Origin of the sequence: Paenibacillus shirakamiensis, from assembly GCF_017874255.1 — a bacterium.
Classification (GTDB): domain Bacteria; phylum Bacillota; class Bacilli; order Paenibacillales; family Paenibacillaceae; genus Fontibacillus; species Fontibacillus shirakamiensis.
This window is the reverse complement of sequence record NZ_JAGGLD010000002.1, coordinates 276,358-303,125: the sequence shown is the minus strand read 5'-3', so window position 1 is coordinate 303,125 and position 26,768 is coordinate 276,358. Positions and strand designations below refer to the sequence as shown.

The 26,768-nt window shown below is 42.9% G+C and carries 25 protein-coding genes; 17 read left to right on the top strand and 8 right to left on the bottom strand.

Annotated features, from left to right (window positions below):
* Positions 1 to 21: 21 nt before the first annotated feature.
* On the top strand, positions 22 to 1,650 hold the full coding sequence (gene groL / locus J2Z69_RS08315; protein ID WP_209861039.1) for a chaperonin GroEL: 1,629 nt from the start codon (positions 22 to 24) through the stop codon (positions 1,648 to 1,650).
* Positions 1,651 to 2,235: 585 nt separating this feature from the next.
* Positions 2,236 to 2,457: a hypothetical protein gene (locus tag J2Z69_RS08310; RefSeq protein WP_209861037.1), complete on the top strand. Its 222-nt coding sequence runs from the start codon at positions 2,236 to 2,238 to the stop codon at positions 2,455 to 2,457.
* Between the two features lie 58 nt (positions 2,458 to 2,515).
* Here the strand turns inward: J2Z69_RS08310 and J2Z69_RS08305 are convergent, their stop codons facing one another.
* Positions 2,516 to 2,737 (bottom strand): excalibur calcium-binding domain-containing protein, encoded by a 222-nt coding sequence (locus J2Z69_RS08305; protein WP_245339098.1) that lies wholly within the window; start codon positions 2,735 to 2,737, stop codon positions 2,516 to 2,518.
* 451 nt (positions 2,738 to 3,188) lie between these two features.
* The gene (locus J2Z69_RS08300) at positions 3,189 to 5,414 is read right to left on the bottom strand and encodes a LamG-like jellyroll fold domain-containing protein (RefSeq protein ID WP_209861033.1); all 2,226 of its coding nucleotides are present in this window, start codon (positions 5,412 to 5,414) and stop codon (positions 3,189 to 3,191) included.
* 479 nt (positions 5,415 to 5,893) lie between these two features.
* Here J2Z69_RS08300 and J2Z69_RS08295 point away from each other — a divergent pair, with 479 nt between their 5' ends.
* The 4 genes from J2Z69_RS08295 to J2Z69_RS08280 all read left to right on the top strand — a co-directional run bounded on the left by J2Z69_RS08295 (position 5,894) and on the right by J2Z69_RS08280 (position 9,190).
* Positions 5,894 to 6,322: a MarR family winged helix-turn-helix transcriptional regulator gene (locus J2Z69_RS08295; protein ID WP_209861031.1), complete on the top strand. Its 429-nt coding sequence runs from the start codon at positions 5,894 to 5,896 to the stop codon at positions 6,320 to 6,322.
* 83 nt (positions 6,323 to 6,405) lie between these two features.
* Positions 6,406 to 7,515 carry a YhgE/Pip domain-containing protein gene (locus tag J2Z69_RS08290; RefSeq protein ID WP_209861029.1) on the top strand — a complete coding sequence of 370 codons (1,110 nt, stop codon included), beginning with the start codon at positions 6,406 to 6,408 and terminating at the stop codon, positions 7,513 to 7,515.
* A 455-nt stretch (positions 7,516 to 7,970) separates the two neighbouring features.
* On the top strand, positions 7,971 to 8,651 hold the full coding sequence (locus J2Z69_RS08285; protein WP_245339133.1) for a Na-translocating system protein MpsC family protein: 681 nt from the start codon (positions 7,971 to 7,973) through the stop codon (positions 8,649 to 8,651).
* 149 nt (positions 8,652 to 8,800) lie between these two features.
* Positions 8,801 to 9,190: a response regulator gene (locus tag J2Z69_RS08280; protein ID WP_209861025.1), complete on the top strand. Its 390-nt coding sequence runs from the start codon at positions 8,801 to 8,803 to the stop codon at positions 9,188 to 9,190.
* 65 nt (positions 9,191 to 9,255) lie between these two features.
* Here the strand turns inward: J2Z69_RS08280 and J2Z69_RS08275 are convergent, their stop codons facing one another.
* Both J2Z69_RS08275 and J2Z69_RS08270 read right to left on the bottom strand, forming a co-directional pair.
* Positions 9,256 to 10,965 (bottom strand): glycine betaine ABC transporter substrate-binding protein, encoded by a 1,710-nt coding sequence (locus tag J2Z69_RS08275; protein ID WP_209861436.1) that lies wholly within the window; start codon positions 10,963 to 10,965, stop codon positions 9,256 to 9,258.
* 40 nt (positions 10,966 to 11,005) lie between these two features.
* Positions 11,006 to 12,211, bottom strand: coding sequence for a quaternary amine ABC transporter ATP-binding protein (locus tag J2Z69_RS08270; RefSeq protein WP_209861024.1), 1,206 nt, complete (start codon positions 12,209 to 12,211; stop codon positions 11,006 to 11,008).
* 227 nt (positions 12,212 to 12,438) lie between these two features.
* Here J2Z69_RS08270 and J2Z69_RS08265 point away from each other — a divergent pair, with 227 nt between their 5' ends.
* The gene (locus J2Z69_RS08265; RefSeq protein ID WP_209861022.1) at positions 12,439 to 13,002 is read left to right on the top strand and encodes a GbsR/MarR family transcriptional regulator; all 564 of its coding nucleotides are present in this window, start codon (positions 12,439 to 12,441) and stop codon (positions 13,000 to 13,002) included.
* 153 nt (positions 13,003 to 13,155) lie between these two features.
* Here J2Z69_RS08265 and pstB read toward each other — a convergent pair whose 3' ends face one another.
* From pstB to J2Z69_RS08245, 4 genes are all read right to left on the bottom strand, one after another.
* Positions 13,156 to 13,911 carry a phosphate ABC transporter ATP-binding protein PstB gene (gene pstB, locus J2Z69_RS08260; RefSeq protein WP_209861020.1) on the bottom strand — a complete coding sequence of 252 codons (756 nt, stop codon included), beginning with the start codon at positions 13,909 to 13,911 and terminating at the stop codon, positions 13,156 to 13,158.
* Between the two features lie 21 nt (positions 13,912 to 13,932).
* The gene (gene pstA / locus J2Z69_RS08255) at positions 13,933 to 14,820 is read right to left on the bottom strand and encodes a phosphate ABC transporter permease PstA (protein ID WP_209861018.1); all 888 of its coding nucleotides are present in this window, start codon (positions 14,818 to 14,820) and stop codon (positions 13,933 to 13,935) included.
* Positions 14,817 to 15,716 carry a phosphate ABC transporter permease subunit PstC gene (pstC, locus tag J2Z69_RS08250; RefSeq protein ID WP_209861016.1) on the bottom strand — a complete coding sequence of 300 codons (900 nt, stop codon included), beginning with the start codon at positions 15,714 to 15,716 and terminating at the stop codon, positions 14,817 to 14,819. Before pstC ends, pstA begins: the two co-directional genes overlap by 4 nt.
* A gap of 88 nt (positions 15,717 to 15,804) precedes the next feature.
* Positions 15,805 to 16,719: a phosphate ABC transporter substrate-binding protein gene (locus J2Z69_RS08245; protein ID WP_209861015.1), complete on the bottom strand. Its 915-nt coding sequence runs from the start codon at positions 16,717 to 16,719 to the stop codon at positions 15,805 to 15,807.
* A 207-nt stretch (positions 16,720 to 16,926) separates the two neighbouring features.
* On the opposite strand from J2Z69_RS08245, the gene J2Z69_RS08240 reads away from it, so the two are divergent.
* The 10 genes from J2Z69_RS08240 (at position 16,927) to deoD (ending at position 26,740) form a co-directional block, all read left to right on the top strand.
* Positions 16,927 to 17,814, top strand: coding sequence for a LysR family transcriptional regulator (locus tag J2Z69_RS08240; RefSeq protein WP_209861013.1), 888 nt, complete (start codon positions 16,927 to 16,929; stop codon positions 17,812 to 17,814).
* Positions 17,815 to 17,941: 127 nt separating this feature from the next.
* On the top strand, positions 17,942 to 18,448 hold the full coding sequence (locus J2Z69_RS08235; protein ID WP_209861011.1) for a sigma-70 family RNA polymerase sigma factor: 507 nt from the start codon (positions 17,942 to 17,944) through the stop codon (positions 18,446 to 18,448).
* Complete coding sequence (locus J2Z69_RS08230; RefSeq protein ID WP_209861009.1) at positions 18,429 to 18,950, top strand: hypothetical protein; 522 nt, start codon at positions 18,429 to 18,431, stop codon at positions 18,948 to 18,950. Before J2Z69_RS08235 ends, J2Z69_RS08230 begins: the two co-directional genes overlap by 20 nt.
* Complete coding sequence (locus J2Z69_RS08225; RefSeq protein ID WP_209861007.1) at positions 18,934 to 21,219, top strand: carboxypeptidase-like regulatory domain-containing protein; 2,286 nt, start codon at positions 18,934 to 18,936, stop codon at positions 21,217 to 21,219. Before J2Z69_RS08230 ends, J2Z69_RS08225 begins: the two co-directional genes overlap by 17 nt.
* A gap of 97 nt (positions 21,220 to 21,316) precedes the next feature.
* Positions 21,317 to 22,252, top strand: coding sequence for a DNA-binding transcriptional repressor DeoR (locus J2Z69_RS08220; protein WP_209861005.1), 936 nt, complete (start codon positions 21,317 to 21,319; stop codon positions 22,250 to 22,252).
* Positions 22,253 to 22,418: 166 nt separating this feature from the next.
* Entirely contained in the window at positions 22,419 to 23,084 is a 666-nt protein-coding gene (gene deoC / locus J2Z69_RS08215; RefSeq protein WP_209861003.1) for a deoxyribose-phosphate aldolase, read from the top strand.
* Between the two features lie 29 nt (positions 23,085 to 23,113).
* Positions 23,114 to 23,512, top strand: coding sequence for a cytidine deaminase (locus J2Z69_RS08210; RefSeq protein WP_209861001.1), 399 nt, complete (start codon positions 23,114 to 23,116; stop codon positions 23,510 to 23,512).
* An 84-nt stretch (positions 23,513 to 23,596) separates the two neighbouring features.
* A complete protein-coding gene (locus J2Z69_RS08205; RefSeq protein WP_209861000.1) occupies positions 23,597 to 24,775 on the top strand; it encodes a NupC/NupG family nucleoside CNT transporter in 1,179 nt (392 codons plus the stop codon).
* A 26-nt stretch (positions 24,776 to 24,801) separates the two neighbouring features.
* On the top strand, positions 24,802 to 25,980 hold the full coding sequence (deoB, locus tag J2Z69_RS08200; protein ID WP_209860998.1) for a phosphopentomutase: 1,179 nt from the start codon (positions 24,802 to 24,804) through the stop codon (positions 25,978 to 25,980).
* Between the two features lie 52 nt (positions 25,981 to 26,032).
* Positions 26,033 to 26,740 carry a purine-nucleoside phosphorylase gene (gene deoD / locus J2Z69_RS08195; RefSeq protein WP_209860996.1) on the top strand — a complete coding sequence of 236 codons (708 nt, stop codon included), beginning with the start codon at positions 26,033 to 26,035 and terminating at the stop codon, positions 26,738 to 26,740.
* Positions 26,741 to 26,768 lie beyond the last annotated feature (28 nt).

Below are 26,768 nucleotides of genomic sequence, written 5' to 3'. Positions count from 1 at the left end.
TACTTAGGGAGGTTTTTGAAGATGGCAAAGGATATTAAGTTCAGTGAAGACGCTCGTCGCGCGATGATGCGTGGCGTGGATGCTTTGGCAAATGCAGTAAAAGTTACACTAGGTCCAAAAGGACGTAATGTAGTATTAGAGAAGAAATTCGGAAGCCCGCTCATCACAAATGACGGTGTTACCATTGCCAAAGAAATCGAATTAGAAGATGCTTTTGAGAACATGGGCGCACAACTTGTAAAAGAAGTAGCTACAAAGACGAACGATGTAGCTGGTGACGGTACGACTACAGCTACAGTTCTTGCTCAAGCATTGATTCGTGAAGGCTTGAAGAACGTAACAGCGGGAGCTAGCCCGATTGGTCTTCGTAAAGGGATTGATAAAGCGGTTCGCGCTGCAGTAGAAGAATTGCAAAAGATCTCCAAAACCATCGAAGGCAAACAATCCATCGCTCAAGTAGCTGCGATCTCAGCGGCTGACGAAGAAGTAGGCGAATTGATCGCTGAAGCTATGGAAAAAGTAGGTAAGGATGGCGTTATCACGGTTGAAGAATCCCGTGGATTCGCTACAGAACTTGAAGTGGTTGAAGGTATGCAGTTCGACCGTGGATATATCTCCCCTTACATGATTACCGACACGGACAAGATGGAAGCCGTTCTTGAGAACCCATATATCTTGATCACAGACAAAAAAATCAGCAGCACGCAAGAAATCTTGCCTGTTCTTGAGAAAATCGTTCAACAAGCTCGTCCACTCGTTATCATCGCAGAAGATATCGAAGGTGAAGCACAAGCGATGCTAATCGTGAACAAACTTCGTGGAACATTCAATGCTGTAGCTGTGAAGGCTCCTGGCTTTGGTGATCGCCGTGAAGCGATGCTTCAAGATATTGCTGCCCTTACTGGTGGTCAAGTGATTACTGAGAAATTGGGTCTGGATCTGAAGAGCACTACAGTTGAGCAACTGGGTAATGCTCGTCAAGTACGCGTAACTAAAGAAGCTACAACAATCGTAGATGGAAGCGGAGATAAAGGTGACATTCAAGCACGTGTTAGCCAAATCCGTTCCCAATTGGAAGAGACGACTTCTGATTTCGACAAAGAAAAACTGCAAGAGCGTCTGGCTAAATTGGCTGGCGGCGTAGCAGTAATCAAAGTCGGTGCAGCAACAGAAACCGAATTGAAAGAGCGTAAACTTCGTATTGAAGATGCGTTGAATGCAACTCGTGCGGCTGTTGAAGAAGGTATTGTATCCGGTGGGGGTACTGCCCTTGTGAATGTATATGGTGCTGTATCTGCACTGAACGTAACAGGCGACGAAAGAACAGGCGTGAATATTGTACTTCGTGCATTGGAAGAGCCAATCCGTACTATCGCTGCAAATGCAGGCGAAGAAGGATCTGTTATCGTAGAGCGTCTCAAAAAAGAACAAATCGGCGTAGGCTACAACGCAGCTACTGGCGAGTGGGTTAACATGTTCGATGCAGGTATCGTTGACCCAGCTAAGGTAACTCGTTCTGCGCTTCAATATGCAGCTTCCGTAGCAGGCTTGTTCCTGACAACTGAAGCCGTGATCGCTGACAAACCAGAACCAGCATCCGCTGCAGCTCCAGACATGGGCGGCATGGGTGGAATGGGCGGCATGATGTAATACTGCCAAGAACCCTTGTATGAATAAGGGCTAAGGTGGACTTGGTTTTATGAGGTTAACAAAGTGTTAACTAGATATTGATTTTAAGAGGCTCTCATTAGTTCGCTGAACTTTTGAGAAGCCTCTTTACTTTTTGATTTAGAATTAGGGGAAGGGAATTATGTTATAGACAATATGAATGAAGCGAATAGTAGGGATATAAATACTCAGGTCACAACTTACTCATACTTTTTTAATCAAAATTAGATTTACGGAGGATTATGCCAATGTCATCGGGTGATTTTTATGTGTATACTTTAACTTTGCAATCTCTTATTGTTCTAATGTTAGTGCTTATTTATATTTCTTCATTAAAAAAGTCAGCCATACTGAAAAAACTTGAACATAGAATAACGAAATTAAATATTAAAGATCATACCGAATAAGATTAAAGTGAGATTGAGGGCTTTCTATGTTGAGCAGTAATTATTTGAGTAATTAGACCTGATATTGTGGGAATATTAAAAATAAACCTCGGAATTGATACATAGGTAGCAGGAAAATAGTCCTAAGTGGAGAATAATATTCTCTAAAGGGGCTGTTTTTTTGACTGAGAGAGAAAATAGAATTGCCATAAATACGGCAATAGAACGTTCTGACCGAGTTACCATCTTGCTGCAAGATGGATCTAGAGCACATGGGCTACTTAAATGGGATGATAAAAAAAGTCGACTGACCATACTAACAAATGAGGGACCTGCTTGGGTTCCCTTTGATGAAGTTGTACACGTGACGCGTATTATTGCATTTAAAGTGAAATCAGCTTAAGAAGGTATATTCTGCTCAAATAAAAACGATCTGCTGATGATCAGCAGATCGTTTTTTATTATCTTTTTTCGCAGGCAACCCCATCGTGGTCGCGGTCGAGTGTTGCACGATAGCCGGGTTCACCACGTAAAATATTGAAGTAGCCCGCATTTTTTGCCGCAGTACAATTTTTAAAATATAGAGATTTGGATTTAGCTTGGACCTCTGTTGTGAAAGCTCCTACAGCAAAAGTAGAGACTACAACCGTGGATAATATACTGAATACTAGCTTCTTTTTCAAGTTCATCATTAACCTCCAAAGGATTTATAGTATTTTGTCATACGTGTATTATAGCAAAACTCTATATAGAAAATGTAAAATTTTATTAAATTAAGCGAAATTTAAATAGATAGTATATATATGCTTGTTTTTCTATTAACAATTAGGGGAATGCAGGAACAATAAGAAACGCATATACATATTAAAAAAAAGGATCAACCTAGTCTATAAAAGTATTAGTTTTTGTAGCTAGAATATTAAAAAAATGAAACTGAAGATAAATGAATATTAGAGATTTAAGTTTTAGAGATTTAAATATTTTTAGAGATCTGAATATTAGAGATTTGAATTTTAAAGATATAAGTTTTTTTGATATAAGTTTTAAAGATTTCAATATTAACGATCGTAAAAATCCTACAAAAAAAGGTCTTGAATCCCTAAGGGAGATCCAAGACCTGTACTATTTAGAGATTTATTGCAGTCCAGCATCATTGTACAGTTTCACGATCTGCGTGGAACTCAGCGCGCTACCGTAGATTCGAAATTCATCAAGCCCCCCTCTAAAGTTAACGTTGCTAGATGTAGGAGACTTGTGAGAGCCGAGTCTGAATCCGCTGCTCTCGGATTCTGCTGTGCGGGAGGCTGAGGCATCGGGCTGGCCATTAATATATAGTGAAATGGTGGTACCTTTTTTTATAAGGGCGATATGCGTCCATGCTCCCGTAGGGATTGTTGCACTGGATAGGAGAGCAGCATTGCCTAAGTACGTCCCTAATTTGCCGCTTGCGGTATCTCGGTACAATAGGGAACGACCTGATGAACCTTCTTGCTGCACGATGATTTGGGAAGAGCCTGCTCCAGCCCCTAGTTTGACCCAGCCTGTAATCGTGAAATCACCAGAAGCTGGATTCAATAAAGGAGGAAGTAATATATAATCGTCAACGCCATCGAGTTGTAAGAACCCAGCGGAAGCCCCACCTGATGCATTCCAGACTGGACCGCCAATGAGCGTTCCGTTATAACTACCTCCACTAGAGTCTGTAGCCGAGGCTCCGCTAGTTGCATCTAGATGATAGGAGGCTAGCGGAACAGGTAGCGGAACAGATAATCCAGCTCCTTGATAAGCGCCGATATTGGGTGGAGATGAGGCGGATACCGCATTACCGAAATAGTCCCGACCGCCGTTCGCTGAGATGATGGCACCTGCACCTAGCGCGGGGGATCCTTCGGTTAGTTTGTAATCCGTCGTAGCCAGGCCTCCGGCATGTACAAGCAGAGGATCACTCGTAATCGTATTCGTTCCTGCTGGCGTAGTGGAGTCGGGAACGCGGAAGAATACATTATGATCAACAGTGAACGTAGTATCATTGAGCGTCCAACTTAAATTTCCCGATCCTTCTTTATAAAGTAGGTTGTTGCGGAATTGAATAGCTTGCGTCTGTGCAGAAGACTCCTGATAAATAACAGGGCCTATGGTGTCCCCAGAATAAATCGTATTGTTATAAATTTGACCGTTACGAATCTCGCCTCCGCAGCTTTGGAACAGACGGGCTCGATCGTTCACGGATACGTTATAACGTATAATGAAATCCACGGATTTGCCTTTACCTTGAGGGCAAAGTAAGAAGAAGCCACCCTCATTCTCGTGAGAGTAATTATATTGGAATATAACGTTGCTGGTGGAGTGATCGACATCGAATCCCATACCATCACTTGTAGTTTTGCCACCAGAAGCCTCATTATATTGAAAAGTAACATGATTGGCATTGGCCGTCCACATGCCTGCATTTGGCGATTGTGACCTCACGTTGAATCCACTAAGTTTATTATTTTGGACTAACGAGCCATCTACAGTCATGGGAGCAATCCCATCACCACCAACATCAGATAAAATATTGTTCTGAATCGTTACGTCTGTGGCGGGTTTCCAATTGCTTGTGCACAAGCTGCCCCAGAATTCGGCTAACTCCGCACGTTGGCAGTAATTCGACCACACATAAATCCCCTGACGATCTACCGCGGTAATGATATTATTCTCAATCGTGACACCGTGAAAGGCCGTAGGTACGGAACTTCCAAGCACTTCAACGACAATCCCACCTGATGCATTGGCATATTTACCAGTTCCATGATAGCGACTTGGGACTGTGGAAGGCATATAGCCCCGAACATCATGGATATACAAGTTATTCAGCCGAATGCCATATAATTCACCAGCATCTTGCCCCAGGACATGAACACCACGTCTAGCTAAAGTATTATCGCCTGAAGCGGTCAGCTCCAGATCTTGCACCGTCACATAAGAGAGATTACGTAACTTTACCGCGTCTTCTTGCCCAGATGCATCAATGCGAGATCTTGCAGAGGAAGTTCCGTAAGAACCAATTACAATAGGTTGACTAGCGCTCCCATTTCCTTGAGGCGACAGTGACCCACTGCAAGAAGAACCCCGTTTGAACAAGACAGAATCACCTGGGCTCAGCGTTAAAGCATTCACTGCATTTAAAGAATTGATAGGTGAAGAACTAGTGCCGTTTCCCTCACCATTTGCTGAGCAATCCACATAATACGACGTACCTGCTGCAAGAGCCGGTTGTATTCCCGTGGGTATCCACACAAGCAAGGCGGCTAGAACCAGTCTGAACAAAAATGTGAACCGATTAATAAAGAACTGCGACATCATATCCATCAACTCCATGAGATAGGGTTATGGACTCCAGTTGACTGGCCGTACATATGTAATCTTGTATAAACGTAGCGGTTAACTTGGTTTAATGGGTAAAAGGTAAGCTCGACCACATGGATCAAGCTTAAGTGTCTTAGAATTCATGAAGATGAATTCTGTATAAATTGTGCATTCCCCAACTCAACTCGTTAATCGCTAGTAAATACAAAAATATTATAGCAGGAAATTATAAAACAGATACATAAATTTTTATGCTTACTTAGCGTCTGTTGCGAACACTGAATATGCCATAAACTACGAGTAAAGCGATGAACATATAGAAATAAGCCGATGTGAACATAATCAATACCCCCATATTATGGTAAATGTTACTTGTATCTTAGCATAATTCTTCACATCAGGCCTAATGCAGAATTGAATAGAGGATTGACAGGATTTTATTACGCCCTATATAATAGCATATGCATGTAATTTGTAAGGAGGGACATTCGATGTCATTTAATTTGGATCAGCATCCGCTTGGGTTTATGTTGTCACGGACCTATCTTTCATTCAAAAAGGTCGCCTCCAAAGCCATGAATGAGTATGATGTTACGCCAGAGCAATATGGTATGCTTCACAAATTAAGCTTAGGTGAAGGGATTTCTCAGAAGAAATTAGCTGAATTAATTGGAAGAGACCAGACGAGTACGGGCAAAATTTTAGATAAATTAGAACATAAAGAGATGCTCATTCGAGCGGAAGATCCAACGGACCGCAGAGCTTTTTTGCTCTATCTGTCTTCTACAGGAAGAGATGTGGTAGAGAAAGTAGCCCCGTTAATGGATCAGTTTCATGCGCAAGCATTCCATGGATTAACTGAGATTGAGAAAGAGATGTTTGCTGACTTAATCAATAGAATATACGATAATTTGCAATAAAAATTTTTTTTGTATAAATAATAGCATGTGCAATTATATCATATGCATTCATTTAAATTTATAGATAAGTAGGGTGTTTAGACATGATGCAAACGCTTGGAGATTTTATGAAAATGACCAATACAAAGGTGGGTTTGGTATTTGGAATTGGCCTTCCACTTTTATTCGTCCTTGTATGGATGACAGGCTATCATCAAGCTACAGAACGATTGGACCAGCTCCGTGTAGCGGTGGTAAATGAGGCGGGAAATGCTGCTGAGGCAATCCAAAAGAGTATGATATCCTCGGCTCCATTTCATATGGAAGTAGTGAAAGAGGCAAAAGATCCTAAAAAAGTGCTGGTTGATGAGAAATATGACATGCTAATTGTTATCCCTAAAGCATTCATGCAGGAGGTTACGCAAAAGCATAGCAGCCAATTATCCGTCTATGTAGATGAGGGAAGTTCCAGTGTAAGTCGTTCCATTCTAGAGCAAGCGGCAGATCAAATGTCCAAGCAAATACAGAAAGGCATTGCACAAAATAGCAAATTGGCCGCAGGTTCTGAGCCGATCGAAATAAAGACAACGGTCGTGGCTTCAGAAGCCCCTTCGGATTTTGCCACTTCTATGGTTCCTATGATTCTAGGATTCATTACTTATATAGGGACAATGACTCTAGCTATTCAGTTCAATATTTCTACACAAATCTTGAGCAAGTTCTACAGCTTACGTCGATTATTCCTAGCCAAACAAATCATTTTGTTAGCCACTGTGCTGATCGCACCGCTGCTCATTACGGGTCTTACTCTTCTATTCACAGAGACAGAAGCTAGTTTCGGACAGATGTATATCTTTCATGTGCTAGTCTATGCAGCATGTGTCTCCTTTACACAGATGAGCTTCACGCTTCTTGGACATGTGGCCCCTTTGTTCAACACAGCGATGATTCCTTTCCAGTTGATGACAGCCGGGAACATTGTTCCTGTGGTCATGTTGGCTCCTTTTTATCGTTATATCGGGAATTTCCTCCCCGCACCGAATGGTGTGCAAGGATTCATGAAGCTCGTCTACACCAATGCATCGATTGCTTCCTATGTAGTTCATCTGCTGCTCATTATCCTGGTTACGGGCGGAGCGACATGGCTTAAGGTCATGCTAGATAAAAGCTCTAAGAAGCAACCGATCTCACTTGTCCAAGAGCAGGCTATATAAGCAATTTTAACCTTCTCCTATTGGTTAACTGGTCCGCAACCTTCTCAGTCTAAATTATACAGAAATACCCTTCAGCCGGGCGCACGTATAGATATTCCACTTAATTTTTCTGTAAAGGATAAAGGGAATTGGTATGTAGAAGCCGTCACGGATGATGGTGGGAAAGGTTCCTTTACAGCTATTTTACACAGTAACTTATAGTCGATATGGAAAATCCCTCTGAGCCGTTGCTGCAGGGGGATTTTTTTATTATAAAAGAGTAGTAAATTCCAATTGACCATTGGCTAATCGATGCATTAAACTTAGGTTGACTGTCTGGGACGGCGGAGTCAACTTCTCTAAATATGCGGATACATGTTTGTCTCCAATTAGGCTATGTACTGAGGCTTCCCGTAACGGTGAATTTTGGGGAATGCCTCTTTTATTTGTTAGAGCTCGTTTGTAGAGGAGAAGTGATGGGATTGGCAGTAAAAGAACAAACTACGCAGATTGCTAGCTTTACGGGTAAGCTGCTTCGCAATCGATTCGGCAAAGGCCCAGAATCGGTGCATGTCTCCATCGGCAAACGCGGGGTTGCCATACACATTCGTAATTTTATAAGTCCTGTAGAAGAATTCTTACTCGCTAAGGAGGAAGAACAGGCATTACGTCACACCCGTGAATTATTAATGAAATCTCTAATGCCTGAGCTTGCCGCTTTTTTAAAAAGTGAGCTTACATTAGACACACAAGAGATGTATTATGATTGGGGATTTCATAATGCGTCTGGTATGATCGTTGGACTTTTTGATTCTCATCAGGATAAAGCCGAGGTATATAAGGGCCAGAAGAGTGTTCATGATCATGTGATTGAAGTGAGCGGGAAGGTCCAGAAGGAACCGGTCAACATTGATTCTTGGTGGCTGAATAGCAAGACACTCATTGTAGTTCGTGAAGGTATTCTGATTGTTCTGGAGAAAGAACTTTTGGATTTAGGGTATGAAAATGTACTTAGAACGACAAAGCGTAAGATGGAGAAGCGGTTCTTGGATCAAGATGCCAAGTTCACTACGGTACTCGATAAGAAATTATCAGATTTATACGTCGATTGGGATTTCAACAGAGATCGCAGTGTTATTGCGTACACGTTTGAATAATCCAAACAATCATTGCAGTTAATTAATTCAAACAATCTCATAATGCAGTTGGTAGTAATGAATCAGACATGAGAATGAGCTGAACATAAGCCAAAGAAGAGTAGGCCTCTTCTTTGGCTTATTTTTTTGTTAAGACGAGGAGTGATGAGATGAGTACAGTCCGGCACCAAGTGCTTCATATTGAAGACAATGAACTGAATAGAGTACTGATGCGTCATCTTTTTAAGCGGGCTCCCCATTTGGAACTGGTTGAAGTTGATTCGGCCGAAGCGGGATTCGACCATATGGTCACAGAAATCCCGGCATTAATTTTAATGGATATTCAGCTACCTGGTATGGATGGGTATGCAGCGCTACAATTATTGCGAAGTAAACCCGAGACTCGGCATATTCCTGTCATCGCAATTAGTTCATTTGCTCTCGCTAGAGATATTGAAAAAGGTCTAAAAGCAGGCTTTGATGAGTATATAACAAAACCCATACGCGTGGGTGCTTTACTAGACATTGTTCAGAGTTGTCTGGAATCGAAGCAGAGGTAAGGTGAATTTCGTCCGTCTGATGGATAAAAAAACTCCAGTCCATAAGGACCGGAGCTCAAGCATTCTTATTTGTTCAAATCTTCTATACTCTGAATATTGTTCACATAAGCGGGGACGACGAGCCCTGTTCGTACGTTGGTCATATTTGGGCCTAAGTCTTCAACTTGGTCCTTATATTTAGCCCAGTAGTCCGCATGGGTTAGAGGAAGCCATGCTGAAGCTGTAGCATCCACATCCCCATTGGCTACACCTGTCCACATAGGTCCAGCTTCAACTTGTAGAGAAGTGACCTTGAATCCTAGACGATCTTCTAATAGATAAGACAGTAACGTTGTACTTGCAATCTCTGAGTCCCAAGCGACATAACTAAGTGTCAATTTATCTCCTTGCACTTTATTAATGCCCTTAGTCCACTCATCAATGCGATCGGCATGTTGATTCACCCACGCTTTAACTGCCTGTTCAGGACTTTGACCGCCTTGGACGGCAACCATAATTTCTCCCATTTCATCCGCACTCCAGTTAAAACGATCAAGGAATGTGTAAGCTGTAGGATGGTCTTGCTTCAGACCGAGCCTAGCCAGCGTATGGATCTCTTCTGCATCGCCGTAGGCTTTTAACGGATCGTCGAGATATTTCAGATCATATTTGGTGAACATCCAGTGTGGAGTCCAGCCTGTAACGATAATGGGTTCTTTATTACGAATGGCTTTATCTAGAACGGCTGTCATGGCTGTGCTTGAACCTTCCACTAGGGTCCAATCGGTAAGTTTGTAATCTTCCATAGCTTTAGCGGTTGATTTCATGATGCCTGCGCCAGGATCGATTCCGATGATGCGATGATCGAACTGCGTTGCTACAGCACCTCCCGCAGAATTTCCATTAGATGCTTCTTTTGGCACAACGAGATACTGAACGATACCCCCAATAAGGATTACACCTGCAAGTACAGAAGCCCAGATTAGGCGATAACGTGGATGGCGCTGTAGCGAAGGCTTACGTACTCCTGATCGAAATAAGTTCTGTGTGAAGCGATCCAGCACGATAGCTAGGACCACTACAGCCAGACCGGCCTCAAAGCCCTGCCCAATCTTAAGTTGGGCCACTGCGCGGTACACTTCGGCACCAATGCCTTGCGCGCCAATCATAGAGGCAATGACGACCATAGATAAGGAAAGCATAATTGTCTGATTGACCCCAGCCATTAAGGTCGGCATAGCTAAGGGAAGGTCAACCTTGGTGAGCCTTTGCCACGTGGTAGAACCAAAGGCTTCAGCGGCTTCAGATAATTCTCCAGATACTTGACGAATACCAAGATACGTCATACGAATGGTCGGCGGAATGGAGAAGATGACCGAAGCGATTACACCAGGAACCACACCCAGACTGAAGAAAGTAACAGCAGGTAGCAAATAGACAAAGGCCGGCATCGTCTGCATAAAATCGAGAATTGGAGAGATTATGCGGTGCGCGGTTTTGTTATATGCACTAAATATTCCAATGGGAATACCTAATAGTATAGATACAAGTCCTGACGTAATAACGAGTCCCAGTGTATCCATCGTCTGCGTCCAATACCCCAGGTTATCTATAAGCAAGAAGCCGATTACCGTGAACAAGGTAAGGGGTAACCTTCCTACTAGATAGGCAAGGGTTCCTAAGATAGCGATGAATAGGAATGGATGCGGCAACAAGAATATTCCCGCAAAAAAACTTACAATATGTTCAATTACGGTTGATATGGTAGAGAATAGCCCAGCTAGATGAATACTCATCCAACTTACTATGGACTCAATCCAGTCGGCTAAAGGAATTTTAGGCAAGAGGCTGCACCTCCTTTTTCGTATCTCCAGCTAGTGCGCCTAATACAGCTCCACGTACGATGACCCCGATAAGCCGGCGATTCTCATCAATGACGGCCAGCGGGACTTTAGCTGAGCTAGTCACTTCGAACAGATCCCCTAATAAGGTATGGGGTCCCACAGTAGGGCCATCTTGAATTAAAATATCTGTAAGAGCCGCGCCCGTCTTAAGTGCATGTGCAGTATCCTCGGCTGTGATGACACCGAGCAAGCGCTTAGCCCGATCAATGACGAAAAGATTAGAAATCCCTCGCTCACCCATAAGTGTAAGGGCCACACGGGGTCCACGGTCTAACGTCACGCTCTCTGGTCGACGCATGACATGCGAAGCGGTAAGAACTTTAGAAAGATCGACGTCTTCTATGAACCGTTCAACATATCGATTGGCTGGCTGCGTAAGCATTTCCTCCGGCGTTCCTAATTGAACTAAGGCTCCATCCTTCATAAGTGCAATCCGGTCGCCGATGCGAAGGGCTTCATCGAGATCATGTGTAATGAAGACGATAGTCTTCTTCATTTTATCTTGCAGCTCCACTAATTCGTCTTGCATATCACGGCGGATCAGAGGATCTAAGGCGCTGAAGGCTTCGTCCATCAAAAGAACATCAGGTTCACTTGCTAATGCTCTAGCGAGCCCAACGCGCTGCTGCATGCCACCACTGAGCTCATCGGGCATTTTATCACCCCAGCCCTTTAGCCCTACGAGTTCTAAGGCCCGTTCCGCCTTTTCTCTACGCACTACTTTATCTTCCTGCTGAATTTCGAGTCCGTATTCGGCATTCTGCAAGACAGTACGATGAGGAAATAAGGCGAATTTCTGAAAGACCATACTTATATTCTTTCTGCGAACTTCACGTAACTGTGCTTTATTCATCTTACGCAGGTCTTTTCCATGGAGTAAAATTTCACCTGATGTAGGTTCAATCAGCCGGTTGAGCATGCGAACTAGTGTAGATTTTCCGCTGCCCGAGAGTCCCATTATCACGAAAATCTCACCTTGGCGGATGTCGAGACTTACTCTATTGACGCCTACGGTTATTTGTTTGTCGCGGGCAAGTTGTTCCTTGGTCTGCCCTTTCTCGAGAAGTAGAACGCCTTGTTCGGCGCCGGGTCCAAACAATTTGCTCACGTTTCTAACTTCAAGAATTGTGTTATTCATAACGTTCACCCCTTTGTATCTGTCTGGATTAGTGTAACAAAATAACTATTTTTTAATCAAACTTAAAAACTGTACATATTGTACGTACAGAAAAAACTGTACACATAATATATTGAGTATCCTCATGTATGCGCCCAATTGCTATAAGAGTCGTTTCTTTACTTTTGAAAGGTCATTTTTTAAGATAGAATATAGGTAGAGAACTAGGCATACTAGGAGGCGCAAGCATGAGCTTGAACCAGCTTACGGAACAGGAACAATTGGACGTACAGAAAATACGCAAACGTGTAATTGAAGCGATTGGTAGGAATATGGATTTGTATGGTGTTACGTTATCTACAGGTCATTTATATGGACTGTTATTTTTTGCAGACAAGCCGATGACGCTCGATGAAATGGGCGAAGAAATGAAAATGAGTAAGACCAGTATGAGTACTGGAGTACGTACACTCTTGGATCTCAAAATGGTCAACAAAGTATGGGAGAAGGGATCACGCAAGGATCTGTATGAAGTGGAATTCGACTGGTATCAGACGTTTCATGATTTCTTCTCGACAAAGTGGCGTAACGCTGTGGAGACGAACCTGAGTGTTCTGCAACGATCTATCGAAGAAATTGACCGCTGGATAGGGCAGCAATCCGAGGAGAATGTCTTAAGTGTCCTGAAAGAGGACAAGCGAAAGATGAAGGAAGCCGTGCAGTATTACGAGTGGCTAGATCGGTTGATTGATACGATGGAGAGTGGAGACATCTACAAGCTTGTTCCGAAGGTAGATCATAGACAGGATTAAGATAGAGTTTTGAATTCGACATATAATTCGTATGACCTTAGCCTAATTCGCCACTATACGAACTTTTAAATATGGGATTACAGCAAAAAAGGTCTTAAGTGCAGTGAATGCGCTTAGGACCTTTTTGCTGTGAATTAAATAAAGATTCATGCCTTAGCCGAAACGACCTGAAATATATTCCTGTGTGTTAGGCTTGGTTGGATTTGTGAACATAATCTCGGTCTTTCCGTATTCCATTAACGTTCCTAAATAGAAGTAAGCTGTATAATCGGATACCCTAGCCGCTTGCTGCATGTTATGCGTCACAATCGCAATAGTTAGGGACTGCTTAAGTTCGGTAATCAATTCTTCAATCTTGGAAGTGGATACAGGATCAAGCGCTGAGGCGGGCTCATCGAGCAATAATATACTTGGGTTAACGGATAGTGCACGGGCAATGCATAGACGCTGTTGTTGTCCGCCCGAGAGGGACAACGCTGAGCTGCTCAGACGATCTTTGACTTCATCCCATAGTGCTGCTTTCCGTAGACTTTCTTCAACGATCCGGTCCAGTTCTTTTTTGTTACGGATGCCATGATACTTAGGACCAAAGGCTATATTGTCATAGATGGATTTGTAAAATGGATTAGGACGTTGCCACACCATACCAATTTTCTGGCGCAGAACCGTTACATCGGTTCCAGGTGCATTGATATCCTGATCGCCAATCCAGATGTTTCCCGTCTGCCGAGCATCCGCAATCTCATCGTTCATACGATTCAGAGAACGAAGGAACGTAGATTTGCCACAACCGGAGGGTCCGATTAGGGCCGTCACACTATTCTCGGCAAAATTTAGGTCTATACCTTTTACCGCTTCGTTCTGCCCATAATAGACTTTTAAATTTTGTGTGCGTAATAAGTCAGTCATTGCAGTTGGCTCCTATCCCTATCATTTAATGGAGGTGAACTTCCGGTAGAGTGCTCTTCCAAGCCAGCGCGCGAGAAGGTTGAATATAAGAACCATAATGACAAGAACAGCGGAAGCGCCAGCAGCGATCTCAAGAGCATCAGGTGCAATCCCTTCACTATTTACTTTCCAAATGTGTACTGCCAGCGTCTCAGCTGGGCGGAAAGGGTTAAGCGGGGATGCTGCATGTAGTGGATTCCAGTCGTCAAAGTGAATACGTGGTGTAGTCATCCCTGCCGTGAATAGTAGTGCGGCAGCTTCACCGAATACCCGTCCTGCGGCTAAAATGGTTCCGGTCACGATGATCGGCAGCGCCACAGGGAACAAGATAGAGGTAATGATTTTCCACTTGGATAACCCCATGGCAAGTCCGGCTTCTTTTTGTTCTCTAGACACGCTGCGGAAAGCCTGTTCCGTAACCCGTACCATGAGAGGCATATTGAAGATCGTAAGGACCATGGCCCCAGACATTAACGAGAATCCAAGACCGAATACGTTAACAATTACTAAAAGACCGAAGAGGCCGACTACGATGGATGGGAAGGATGATAGCACTTCTACGACTAAGCGAATCGTATCCGTAAGACGGTTAGGTTTGGCGTATTCCGCCATGTAAATCCCTGCACCGAGTCCAAGCGGAATCGTAATAATCATTGTTAACACTAGCAAGTATAAAGAGTTAAATAACTGAGGACCAATCCCTCCGCCTTCCTTGATTGTCTGAGGTGGGGAAGTAAGGAAATGCCAGTCAATATGGCTTAGACCTCGTACCATGATATATCCGAGCATCCCGAGCAGTATCGCTACGATGAATAGGGCGAAAAATACGATAATTCCGGTTGCTACTTTGTCCGCAGTTTTTGGCTTCACAGTCGATGTCTCCTTTCAAGTAACCTAACAACGAAGATGAACACGAAGGTCATCAAAAGAAGGATCAATGCCATGCTCCATAGGGCGTTGTTTTGAGCTGTACCCATAACCGTGTTGCTCATATTTAAGGTAATGACACTAGTTAACGTCGAAGCGGACTCGAACAGGGAAGAAGGAACATGAGGAGCATTCCCGATAACCATCTGTACAGCCAATGCTTCACCAAAAGCACGTGCCATCCCTAGGACAACTCCGGTCAAAATGGAAGGCATTACAGTAGGGAGAACGACTCCTTTAATCGTCTGCCAGCGTGTCGATCCTAGTCCATAGGAAGCTTCTTTCAAGTTACGCGGAAGTGAACTAAGTGCATCGGTTGCAATACTAGTGATGGTGGGCAAGATCATAATGGAGAGAACAATAGCTCCGGCTGCCACCCCAATTCCTTGACCTGGGAATGTATCGCGCAATACGGGTACGAGGATACTTAGTCCGATGAAACCATACACTACTGAAGGTATACCTGCCAGAAGCTCAATTACGGGTTGAAGTAATTTTTTGCCCCAAGTCGGAACAATCTCCGTCATGAACAGTGCTGCGCAGATACTTAGTGGACTGGCAATGGCCGCTGCAAGCAGCGATGTAAGGAAAGAGCCATAGATGAATGGGAACGCGCCAAAATGATTGTCATCTGGGCTCCAACGAGTGCCGAACAAAAATTCAGAGACACTGACGCCATCTTTCGTGAACGTTGTGATCCCTTTACTGGCTACGAAATACACAATAGATATAATAATTACAATTAGAAACATTACACAAATGGTGGTATATCCACGACCGATCCATTCCTCTGTCTTATGCTTACGTAGCAAATAAGGTTGATCAGGTTTAGCGCTCATAATCGTCCTCTTTCCTAAAGTGAAAATAGAGGCAGAAGTATTGCTTCCGCCTCTTGCTTGGAATAGCTTGCCTTATCTGATCACAGTATTATTTCGTAACATTACCTTCTACATCGCGTTTAACTTGCATTTTGGAGAAAGGAATGTAACCAAGTTCAGTAATGTCTCCATTTTGCACTTCATCTGTCATGAAGTAATCAAGGAACGCCTTAGTGGAAGCATCTGGCTCGCCTTTAGTGTACATATGCTCATATGCCCATACTGGGTATTTACCAGAAATAACGTTGTCTACATTAGCATCCACGCCATCATATTGAAGAGCAGTTACTTTATCATCGATATAAGAAAGTGCAAGGTATCCGATAGCGCCTGGTGTTTCAGTTACCAGCTTCTTCACTGTACCTGAGGAATCTTCTTGGATCGAACCTTTCAAATCTTCTGTTTTGGTTCCCAGAGCGAATTTCTCGAAAGTAGCACGTGTTCCAGAGCTGCTTGGTCTGTTGATGATGGCGATTTTAACATCTTTACCTTGTACTTCTTTCCAGTTCGTGATTTTGCCTGTGAAAATGTCAACGAGTTGTTGCTTAGTTAGGCTCTTCACGCCAACTTCTGGGTTAGTTACTGCTGCGATTGCTACTACAGCTACTTGGTGATCTACGAGTGCTTTTGCAGCAGCTTCGTCTTTGATTTTCTCAGAAGCAAATACGTCAGAGTTACCGATTTGAACTTGTCCGCCAGATACTTGCGTTAAGCCTGTTCCGCTTCCGCCGCCTTGTACTTGAATAGATACGCCGCTATTTTTATCCATGAATTTCTTGCCAACTTGATCAACAAGCGGTTGAAGCGCTGTAGAACCTGACGCAAGAATGGAGCCGCTAAGCGCTGGCTTATCTGTTCCGCTGGTATTGCTGTCCGTTGTCGCCGTGTCTTTGGTACCACAAGCTGTAAGAGATAGAGTGAAAGCTAATGTAAGAACCGTAAGGAACGTCTTTTTTAATTTCATGGTTTGTATTCTCCCCTAATCGTGTTTTTGTTTTTTTGTCGGAATAACCAACCAACAATTCAAAGTATAGTGCCCATTCATCATTCGAAATTCAGTAGTTTGTAAAATCAAAGATAAAATATCAAATAAAAAATTGATGATTATATAGAATAAATCTATAAGGTGCTATAAAATACTATAAAATGGTCGAAAAGAGGCGAATTTGTTATGAATTATATTAAATTTAAGATTGTAGTTTTAATAGATAAGTATAAAAAGGTTACGGATGTAGCTCGGGAATTAAATCTCAAACAACCTACAGTCACGTTTCATATGAAGAGTCTAGAAGAGGAACTTGGGCTCACGCTGTTCGAGATGCGAAGAGGTCGGGTGATCTTAACGGAAGCGGGCAAAGCTTTCTATAGTTACGCCTACAAAATCACAGCATTAACAGAAGAAGCGCTTCATGCCATGGAGGATTTCGACAATTTGGAAAGAGGAACATTACGTATTGGGGGAGGACTGATGCCAGGTAATTATTATTTGCCTGTGGCCGCAGGACAATTCATGCGTAAATTCCCGGGCTTACATTTAGAGATGACGATTCGTCCAGATGAAGAGGTCATTCGGATGCTGCAACAAGCGGAGATCGATGTGGCTATACTGCATACGTCGGATGAACCACTACCCGAGCAAATGCAATGTGACCTACTGAATCGTGACGATGTCGTTTTAATATATTCGGAAGAACATTCGTTCAATGCGCTTCGGAAAATTGAAGTGAATCAAATTGCTCAGGAGCGATTCATTCAACATGCAGAAGGGTCCTTTATTCGGCGATATTCTGAACGTTGGGCTGCAGCAAACCAGATTAATCTGTGGAATTCGGTAACTATGGACTCTCTTGAAGCTGTAAAGATGGCTGTGCAGGCCAAGACCGGCATTTCCTTTTTTACAAAAAGGGGGCTGGAGAATATGGATATGGGAGGTAGAATCCGAACCGCTCCTCTGCCAGGCAACCTGCTGGAAGGGCCTGTTATCTCACTTGTCTATCGAAAAGATAGACCGATGACGGCGGCTGCTAAGGAATTTATTAAGTATGCAAAAAATATTTAGATCGCTTGGAAAATAATGCAACCTAAATCATCTTAGCTAGCATCTTCTTAAGAGAAAGGGGGAAGGAGCCAGTCTGAATATATTTGAAGGTCTACATAGAAAAGATGAAAAGGCACTTCGAGTCTTAATGGATCAGTACGGCACCGAATTATTAAGGACCTCTTGTCTGCTACTTCGAGATCAACAAGCGGCGGAAGAAGCTGTGCAAGATACGTTTGTTCGGGCTTATGAGCGTATCCATCAATTGAAAGAACCGGACAAACTGCGAAGTTGGCTGATTCGGATTGCCGTGAACCGATGTAGAGAAAAACAGCGAAGTTGGAGCTGGCGACATCTCTTTCCTAGTTCTGATGAGGTGTGGCTGACTTTAGAAGAAGAGAGTGTTGCAGGTCCCGAAGATATTGTTCTTGGAATGTGGTTGAAAGGAAGATTAAGTAGCCTAATCCAGGAACTCAAGTATATTTATCGTGAAGCCCTTATTCTTTATTACTACAACGAATTTACGGTACAAGAAATCGCTAGTCACTTGAAATGCAATGAGAATACGGTGAAAGCTCGCTTAGTCCGGGGAAGACAGCAACTTAAAACTTTAATTGAAAAGGAGGAATTGCGGGATGGGGAAAGCATCCGATGATGGAGGGAACGAGGCTGAATCAGAGCTAGTTCAGGGCGTTGTACATAAAAATACTGTTAATGCAGGAACAGATACTAAATATCATGGAGAACATCTTTTTAAAAAACAAATTAATAAAATACTTGCGAAAGAAATACAGTATGAAGAACAAGTTCATATCAAGGCACAACTTAGTATCAAAGCACTTTTTGATGAGGAGCAGCGCTTAGTTCATTTCACAGCTTATGATAAAGTCCTACAACACACACATCCCCAAAGTAGGTTAGGCCATATTCAGAAGCTGTTAAACCGAGACATCGAACTCTCTTTTATTCCAGCTATATCTATATTCCTCCTCATGGCCCTCCTTGTAGTCATTCCTTGGCGACAGTATTCGAATCAGGGTCAACCCCAAATTCAGATGATAACTGCGGATCGGGGTGCTTTAATAGAAGCAGGAGGAAACACATATTGGCAGCGGGATTATGAAAGAGCGGTGAGACTCCTTGAAAATCAGAATTAAATTGAAGTACCTGATTGTATGGATGATATTAGCGGTGGCAACTGTGTTGATATTTAATTTTTATATAATTCCTAAGTTTGAGGCACAGAATGGGGACAAGGTTCAAAAAGATCAGTTAGAGGCTGAAAAAGATAAAAGTACGTTCAGCATAATTCAAAGCAGCACTACCTTAGAACAAAAATGGCAACGAGTTGAGGAATTTATTATTAAGAATACAGGTTCTTCTAATCGAGCGTATCCGCTTCATATTGGAAATATGACAACGTCTATTAAAGAAGAAACCCCCGTACCCCTCACAACAGATGAGAAAATATCTTTGCTTGAAGATTATGTAGAACATGTACCTAGTAAAGAAATAGACTATGTGTCTGCTATTAAAAAGCTTGCCAATTTGTATTATAGCAAAGGGCAGCCGAATCAAAGTTTGGAGACTTTCCGGAAAGGAGAGTCCAGGATACCAGGAGAATACGCTGCTTACAAATTAAGTATTGCTGTGAACCTCGCTCAAAGTCTGTTTGAACAGGGACAATTTGTGCAAGCCCGTGAGGTGCTTCAAATTTTTCCACCTTCAGGTTCGAAGACGCTGAATAGGGAGTATTTCGTCCAGTATGTTGACATTCAGATGAAGCTACTTCTTCAAGATCATCAATGGAGAGAAGCATCGAAATGGGTTACACAGAACATGACCGAATATAAACAACAATTTCAGGATCCTGTTGCCAGTTCGAATTCTGAAGATGAAGCATTTAAGCAGCTTGTACGAATGCAGCTTACCTTAGATAAAGAATTGGTTCATAAAGAGGCTACAGTTACTCAAGTAACGGGTATGGTGAAGTACAGTGATGGTACTCCTATAGCGGGGGTGGGCGTGTATCTCCGGGAAGCTAGTGATTTGAATCATAGTCTGACTAGTTCAGAGATGTATGAGACGGTCTCTAATGAACGAGGCGAATATAAGTTTTATGGTGTTCTTCCTGGGAATTATCAACTAGAAGCAGGATTTGATTATGAGCAAATGAACGGCTATATGTGGGCAAGATCAGACGATGACTGGATAAAAGCCGGACGTAGTCAACAAATAACAAAAAATATTGTACTTCATCCCCTTATGGAAATTACATCTCCTAGTAATCATGAGACGATAACCGGTAAGAATGTTCATTTTTCATGGACCTCTGTACCTGGGGCAAGCTATTATAATATTTCATTATGGCTAGGCACGGATGGGGGATCTATAGGCTCCTCTTTCAAAATGCATATTAAAGACAGTGAACTTTCTGTGCCTGTGGAACAAATTTATAACCAGTCTACGGGGATATCCTCCCATGACAAGGATGGAAAGCCAGACTCGTTATCGATATTAGGATTCTCTAACCCGAATGGGAACATGTGGTGGACGGTAGAAGCTTATGATGCTCAGGGACATATAATGACTAGCAGCAATGGCTATCGATTGGATACAGACACCGTGGGGAAGCTCCCTTTCTTCTCGCTCAAGGAGCGAACATTAACTCTTGCGGATCAACTGGTATTGCAAGGGAAATTAGATGATGCGATGAAAAGATACAAGGAAGATCATAAGCAAAACCCCTTCAATGTTCATAATCTACAAATGATTTTGCAACTGTATGACGCTAAGGTCATTCGCGCGTCGAGAGCAGATCGTTCAATTACAGAGCAAGAAGCATTTCCCTATCGGAAGCAGTTATTGGAACTGAATCCCTCTGAAAAAAACAATCAATTCAGACTTTTGAATTATTATTATGATCGGCATATGTGGAGTGAATTTCACGCTTCGTATATCACCTATCAAAAATTGTTAGTTACCTATCAAGAATCAACGGAAGATAAGGATAACAGTTATGAACTTTCCCTATATGGTTCGGCGCTACTTAAACAGGGGGAAGTTGCAAGAGCAATAGCGATATTCAAGAAAGTAATGACCATAGATCATGATCATCGCTTTATCGGTAATTATTTGGCAGCTGCTTTATTAAATGGAGATTCATGGGCACAAGTTGTAAGGTTGGCTGAGCAATATCCACAGCTCATGGGTGGAGATTCTGATCCAGACTGGATGCAACTTATGCAGACCATGCAGGGAGAATCCATGAAGAATCCGGATTATCGGGCCAATCTAGAAGCAAATATAAGAAAATTACTACAATCTCAACACCCTCAGCAAGAAATGGAGAAATGGGTCCAAGCAGGTGCTGTGCAAGGGAAAGTCCAACGGCAGTTTCTGCAAGATTTGAGTACAGTAGATTAGATTCATTTCCACGACCTTCATTTATTCGTTATAATGATGTTTAGATGGGAATTCTCGGATGATCGAAATGGAATCATGGGAAAGGGGGGGCATCTACTTGGAACAGGAAAAACAGCGATTAAGTATTGAAGCGGCGAGATTATATTATTTGAATGATTACAGCCAGCAAGATATTGCGACAAGACTGGGTGTCTCTCGTCCCACGATATCTAGACTGTTGCAGTATGCCAAGGAAAAAGGATATGTACAGATTAATATTATTGATCCTTTAGAAGATTTAGGTGCACTAGGTGAAGAAATTCAGCATAAGTATGAGATGGATCAGGTACATATTGCTTACTCGCCTATGAATGAATATCAGATTATTCAACAACATATTAGCAAAAGGGCGGCCGACTACCTTCATGAGACGGTTCAGGATAAAGATATTATCGGAGTTACATGGGGCAAGACGATGCACGCTGTTGCGCTTCAGCTTCAACCCAAACAAGTCAAAGGCGTAGAAGTCGTTCAGCTAAAAGGTGGCGTAAGTCATTCACATATTCATACGTATGCTGCTGAGACGGTGAATTTGTTCGCAGAAGCTTTTCGCACGGCGGCAAGTTATATGCCCCTACCGGTGATTTTCGATAATATTGAAGTGAAACAAATGGTGGAGCAAGACCGCCACATTCACCGCATTACCCAGCTGGGCAAGCAAGCGAATATTGCGGTGTTCACTGTAGGAACGGTCAAAGAAGACGCTCTTCTCTTTCGGTTAGGGTATTTTAGTCAGGCAGAACAGGAATTGTTGCAACGAGAAGGTGTAGGTGATATTTGCTCCCGATTTTTTGATGCGGAAGGAACTATTTGTAGTGAAGAAATTAATGCCAGAACTGTAGGGATTGAATTATCGGATCTGCGTACAAAAGAGCAATCCATTCTCGTAGCAGGGGGACATCGTAAAATTGAAGCCATAAGAGCGGCTTTAAAAGGGAAGTATGCAAATGTTCTTATAACGGATCAATATACCGCGAGGGCATTACTTCTGTAATTTGGCTGCCGTAGACATACGGCAGTTTTTTTATGAGCATACTACCTATAATTAGTGCTTAATTTAAGGCGTGAACATAATTTCAACATCAAATTTACAATTGTTCAAGGCTGTGCTATGATAACGGTGAAATCAAAACTAGTTACGGAAAAAGGAGACTTCATTCATGGAAATCGCAGGAATTATTGATCATACACTGCTTCGTGCAGATGCTGTCAAAGAGGAAGTTAGCAAGCTTGTAGAAGAGGCGAAGCAATATCATTTTGCCTCCGTATGCGTGAATCCTACTTGGGTGGTCTATGCAGCAGAACAATTGAAAGGTACAGATGTTAAAGTGTGTACCGTAATTGGTTTCCCTTTAGGTGCTACGACTACAGCAGTTAAAGCATTCGAGGCGCAAGACGCGATTGCGAACGGAGCTCATGAAATAGATATGGTCGTTAATATTGGCGCGCTGAAAGACGGTAATGACGATTTAGTAGAGAAAGATATCCGCGCAGTTGTGAATGCAGCTTCAGGCAAAGCAATCGTAAAGGTCATTATTGAGACATGTCTGCTTACCGATGAAGAGAAAGTTCGCGCTTCCAAACTTGCTGTTGCTGCTGGAGCTGACTTTGTGAAGACTTCAACCGGTTTCTCCACAGGTGGAGCAACGCCAGAAGATGTCGCTATGATGCGTCAAGCTGTAGGTAAGGACGTAGGCGTTAAAGCATCGGGTGGGGTACGTAGTCTGGAAGACATGAACAAAATGGTTGAAGCAGGCGCTACACGTATCGGAGCAAGTTCAGGTGTTAAAATTATGCAGGGTGGTCAATCTACATCTTCTTACTAAAGTACATCAGGTTCTAGGAGGATTCGTCCATGAAAGATCAATTGATTCAGGAAGCCATTGAGGCTCGCAAACAGGCATACGTACCTTATTCTAACTTTCCAGTAGGTGCAGCTTTACTAGCGGGTGGGCAAGTTTACAGAGGATGTAATATCGAAAATGCCTCATATGGACTTACAAATTGTGCAGAGCGTACAGCTATTTTCAAAGCAGTCTCCGAAGGAAATAAGAAAATAGAAGCGATTGCCATCGTTGCAGATACGGAAGGGCCTGTATCTCCATGTGGAGCTTGTCGTCAAGTGCTGGCTGAATTCTGCGATGCAGATACTCAGATTTTCCTGACAAATCTTCATGGGAATACGGAACAATGGACGATGGATCGACTTCTGCCTGGAGCATTTCAGGCGGAGGACATGGACAAAAAGAATTAATCCTACGGGATTCTTTCTTTTTTATGCCAGCTGTAAGCGCTTCATAGGAAGTGCCAATCAATTTAACTATGGGAGAAATACAACATGAGATACTTAATAGCTATTGTAGGGATATTGATGGTATTTGTGCTTACCTTCCTAGCGAGTAATGATCGACGGAAGATTCGTTATCGACCGCTTCTAGTCATGATTATTGTGCAAGCGATCCTTGCTTTTGTACTGCTGAACACAGGTGTCGGTGAATTTATGATCAAGGGATTTGCTTCTACATTTGATCATCTCCTAGCTTATGCCATGCAGGGTGTTAATTTTGTATTTGGAGGTATTGCAAACGAAGGACAATCTCCGTTCTTCTTATCGGTGCTGCTGCCAATCATTTTCATTTCCGCGTTGATTGGAATACTACAGTATACCAAGATTTTACCTTTCATTATTCGGTACATTGGGCTTATCTTGAGTAAAGTGAATGGAATGGGTAAACTGGAATCCTACAACGCTGTGGCTTCCGCTATTTTGGGTCAATCAGAAGTCTTTATTTCGGTAAAGAAACAGATTGGATTGTTACCTAAACATCGACTATATACGTTATGTGCTTCTGCGATGTCTACAGTCTCGATGTCCATTGTCGGCGCTTATATGACGATGATCAACCCTAAGTATGTAGTTACGGCACTCGTGCTCAACTTATTCGGCGGATTCATCATCGCTTCCATTCTTAACCCTTACACGGTGGATAAAGAAGAAGACATTCTGGAAGTCCAAGAAGAAGAGAAACAATCATTTTTCGAAATGCTAGGCGAGTATATTATGGACGGCTTCAAAGTGGCGATTACCGTAGCTGCGATGCTGATTGGTTTCGTAGCACTAATTGCTATGGTTAACGGAATCTTCGACGGTATCTTCGGTATTTCGTTCCAAGAGTTGTTAGGTTACGTATTTGCTCCGTTTGCTTTCATTATGGGTGTACCTTGGCATGAGGCCGTGGAAGCAGGAAGTATTATGGCGACCAAAATGGTATCCAATGAATTCGTAGCTATGCTTGAACTAGGTAAGCATACTGCATTATCTGCCCATACCGTAGGTATTGTATCCGTGTTCTTGGTATCCTTTGCGAACTTCTCTTCCATTGGTATTATTGCAGGAGCCGTGAAAGGTCTGCATGAAAAGCAAGGGAATGTGGTAGCCCGTTTTGGACTTAAGCTGCTATATGGTGCTACGATGGTTAGTGTACTGTCAGCGACAGTTGCAGGATTATTCTTATAACATCAGAAGCGAGAGGAACGATAACTATGGATAATTTTAAAAGAATTCACGTACTTGTTATGGATTCTGTAGGTATTGGTGAAGCGCCAGATGCTGCAGATTTTGATGATTTTGATGTGCATACGCTAGGGCATATTGCCCATGCTACAGGCGGACTTCATATGCCGCATAGTGCGAAATTAGGTTTGTCCAACATTGAAGAAATACACGGTATTGCTAAGGCTGAACAGCCCCAAGCTTACTTTACAAAGATGCAAGAGGCTTCCAGTGGCAAAGATACGATGACAGGTCACTGGGAGATCATGGGTCTGAACATCTCTACGCCTTTCCGAGTATTCGAGCATGGATTCCCAGATGAGCTGATTCAGCGTATTGAAGAGAAGACAGGCCGCAAGGTCATCGGTAACAAACCAGCTTCAGGAACAGAGATTATCGATGAGCTAGGCGAAGAACATGTGAAGACAGGCGCATTGATTGTATATACTTCTGCGGATTCCGTGCTGCAAATTGCAGCGCATGAAGATGTGGTTCCTTTGAAAGAACTGTATGAGATCTGTGAATTCTGCCGTAAAATTACGCTAGATGATCCATATATGTTAGGCCGCATTATCGCCCGTCCTTTCATCGGCGAACCGGGCAGCTTCACGCGTACAGCGAATCGTCATGACTATGCTTTGAAGCCTTTTGGCCGCACAACGATGAATGAACTCAAAGATGCTGGCTTAGATGTTATCGCTATTGGCAAAATTTCTGATATTTATGATGGCGAAGGCGTAACTCAGGCCATCCGCACTATCTCTAATATGGATGGCATGGACAAGATGATCGAAGTGCTGGATCAACCGTTCAAAGGGATCAGCTTCTTGAACCTAGTAGACTTTGATGCGCTTTATGGACATCGCCGCGATCCTGCGGGATATGGGAAGGCTCTTGAAGATTATGATGCGAGACTGCCTGAGGTCTTTGCGAAAATGACGAACGATGACCTTTTAATCATCACCGCAGACCATGGGAATGATCCTACGTACCGCGGCACGGATCATACACGTGAATTTGTACCTTTATTGGTATACTCTCCGCGTTTCCAAGGTGGATCAGAGCTTGCTTTACGTGAGACTTTTGCAGATATCGGGGCTACAATTGCGGATAACTTTAAAGTAACTATGCCTGAGCATGGCACTAGCTTCTTGGCAGATTTGAAATAAGACAGTGATGAGCGAATGATAACAAAATTATTATTTACTGGGGGATGTACACATGAGTGTTCACATTAATGCGCAACAAGGCGACGTAGCAGAAACGATTCTTTTACCGGGAGATCCACTTCGTGCGAAATATATTGCAGATACGTATTTGGAAGATGTAACTTGTTATAACCAAGTTCGCGGCATGCTCGGATTCACAGGTACTTATAAAGGTAAGAGAATTTCTGTTCAAGGTTCTGGTATGGGTATTCCTTCCATCAGCATCTATGCTAATGAACTCATTAAAGACTACGGCGTGAAAAATTTGATTCGAGTAGGTACGTGTGGTGCTATGCAGCAGCATATCAAAGTTCGTGATGTCATTCTTGCTCAAGCTTCTTCTACCGATTCAAGCTTGAATAAGAATCTGTTCGGTGGATGGGACTTCTCTCCCATTGCGAGCTTCCCATTGCTTAAGGCGGCTTATGATCGTGGTGTAGAGAAAGGTCTGAAGCTACATGTAGGTAACATTCTGAGCTCAGACATTTTCTACCGGGACGATAATACAGTAAGCAATAAAATGATGGATTATGGCGTGCTCGCTGTTGAAATGGAGACAACTGCACTTTACACTCTAGCTGCAAAATATGGCGTAAATGCACTCACCATCCTTACCGTAAGCGATCACTTGTTGACGGGTGAAGAGACGACGGCTGAAGAGCGTCAGACTACATTTAATGAGATGTTAGAAGTAGCATTGGATACTGCAATCTCGTTGTAATTATATCTATACTTACAAAAGGAGTGTG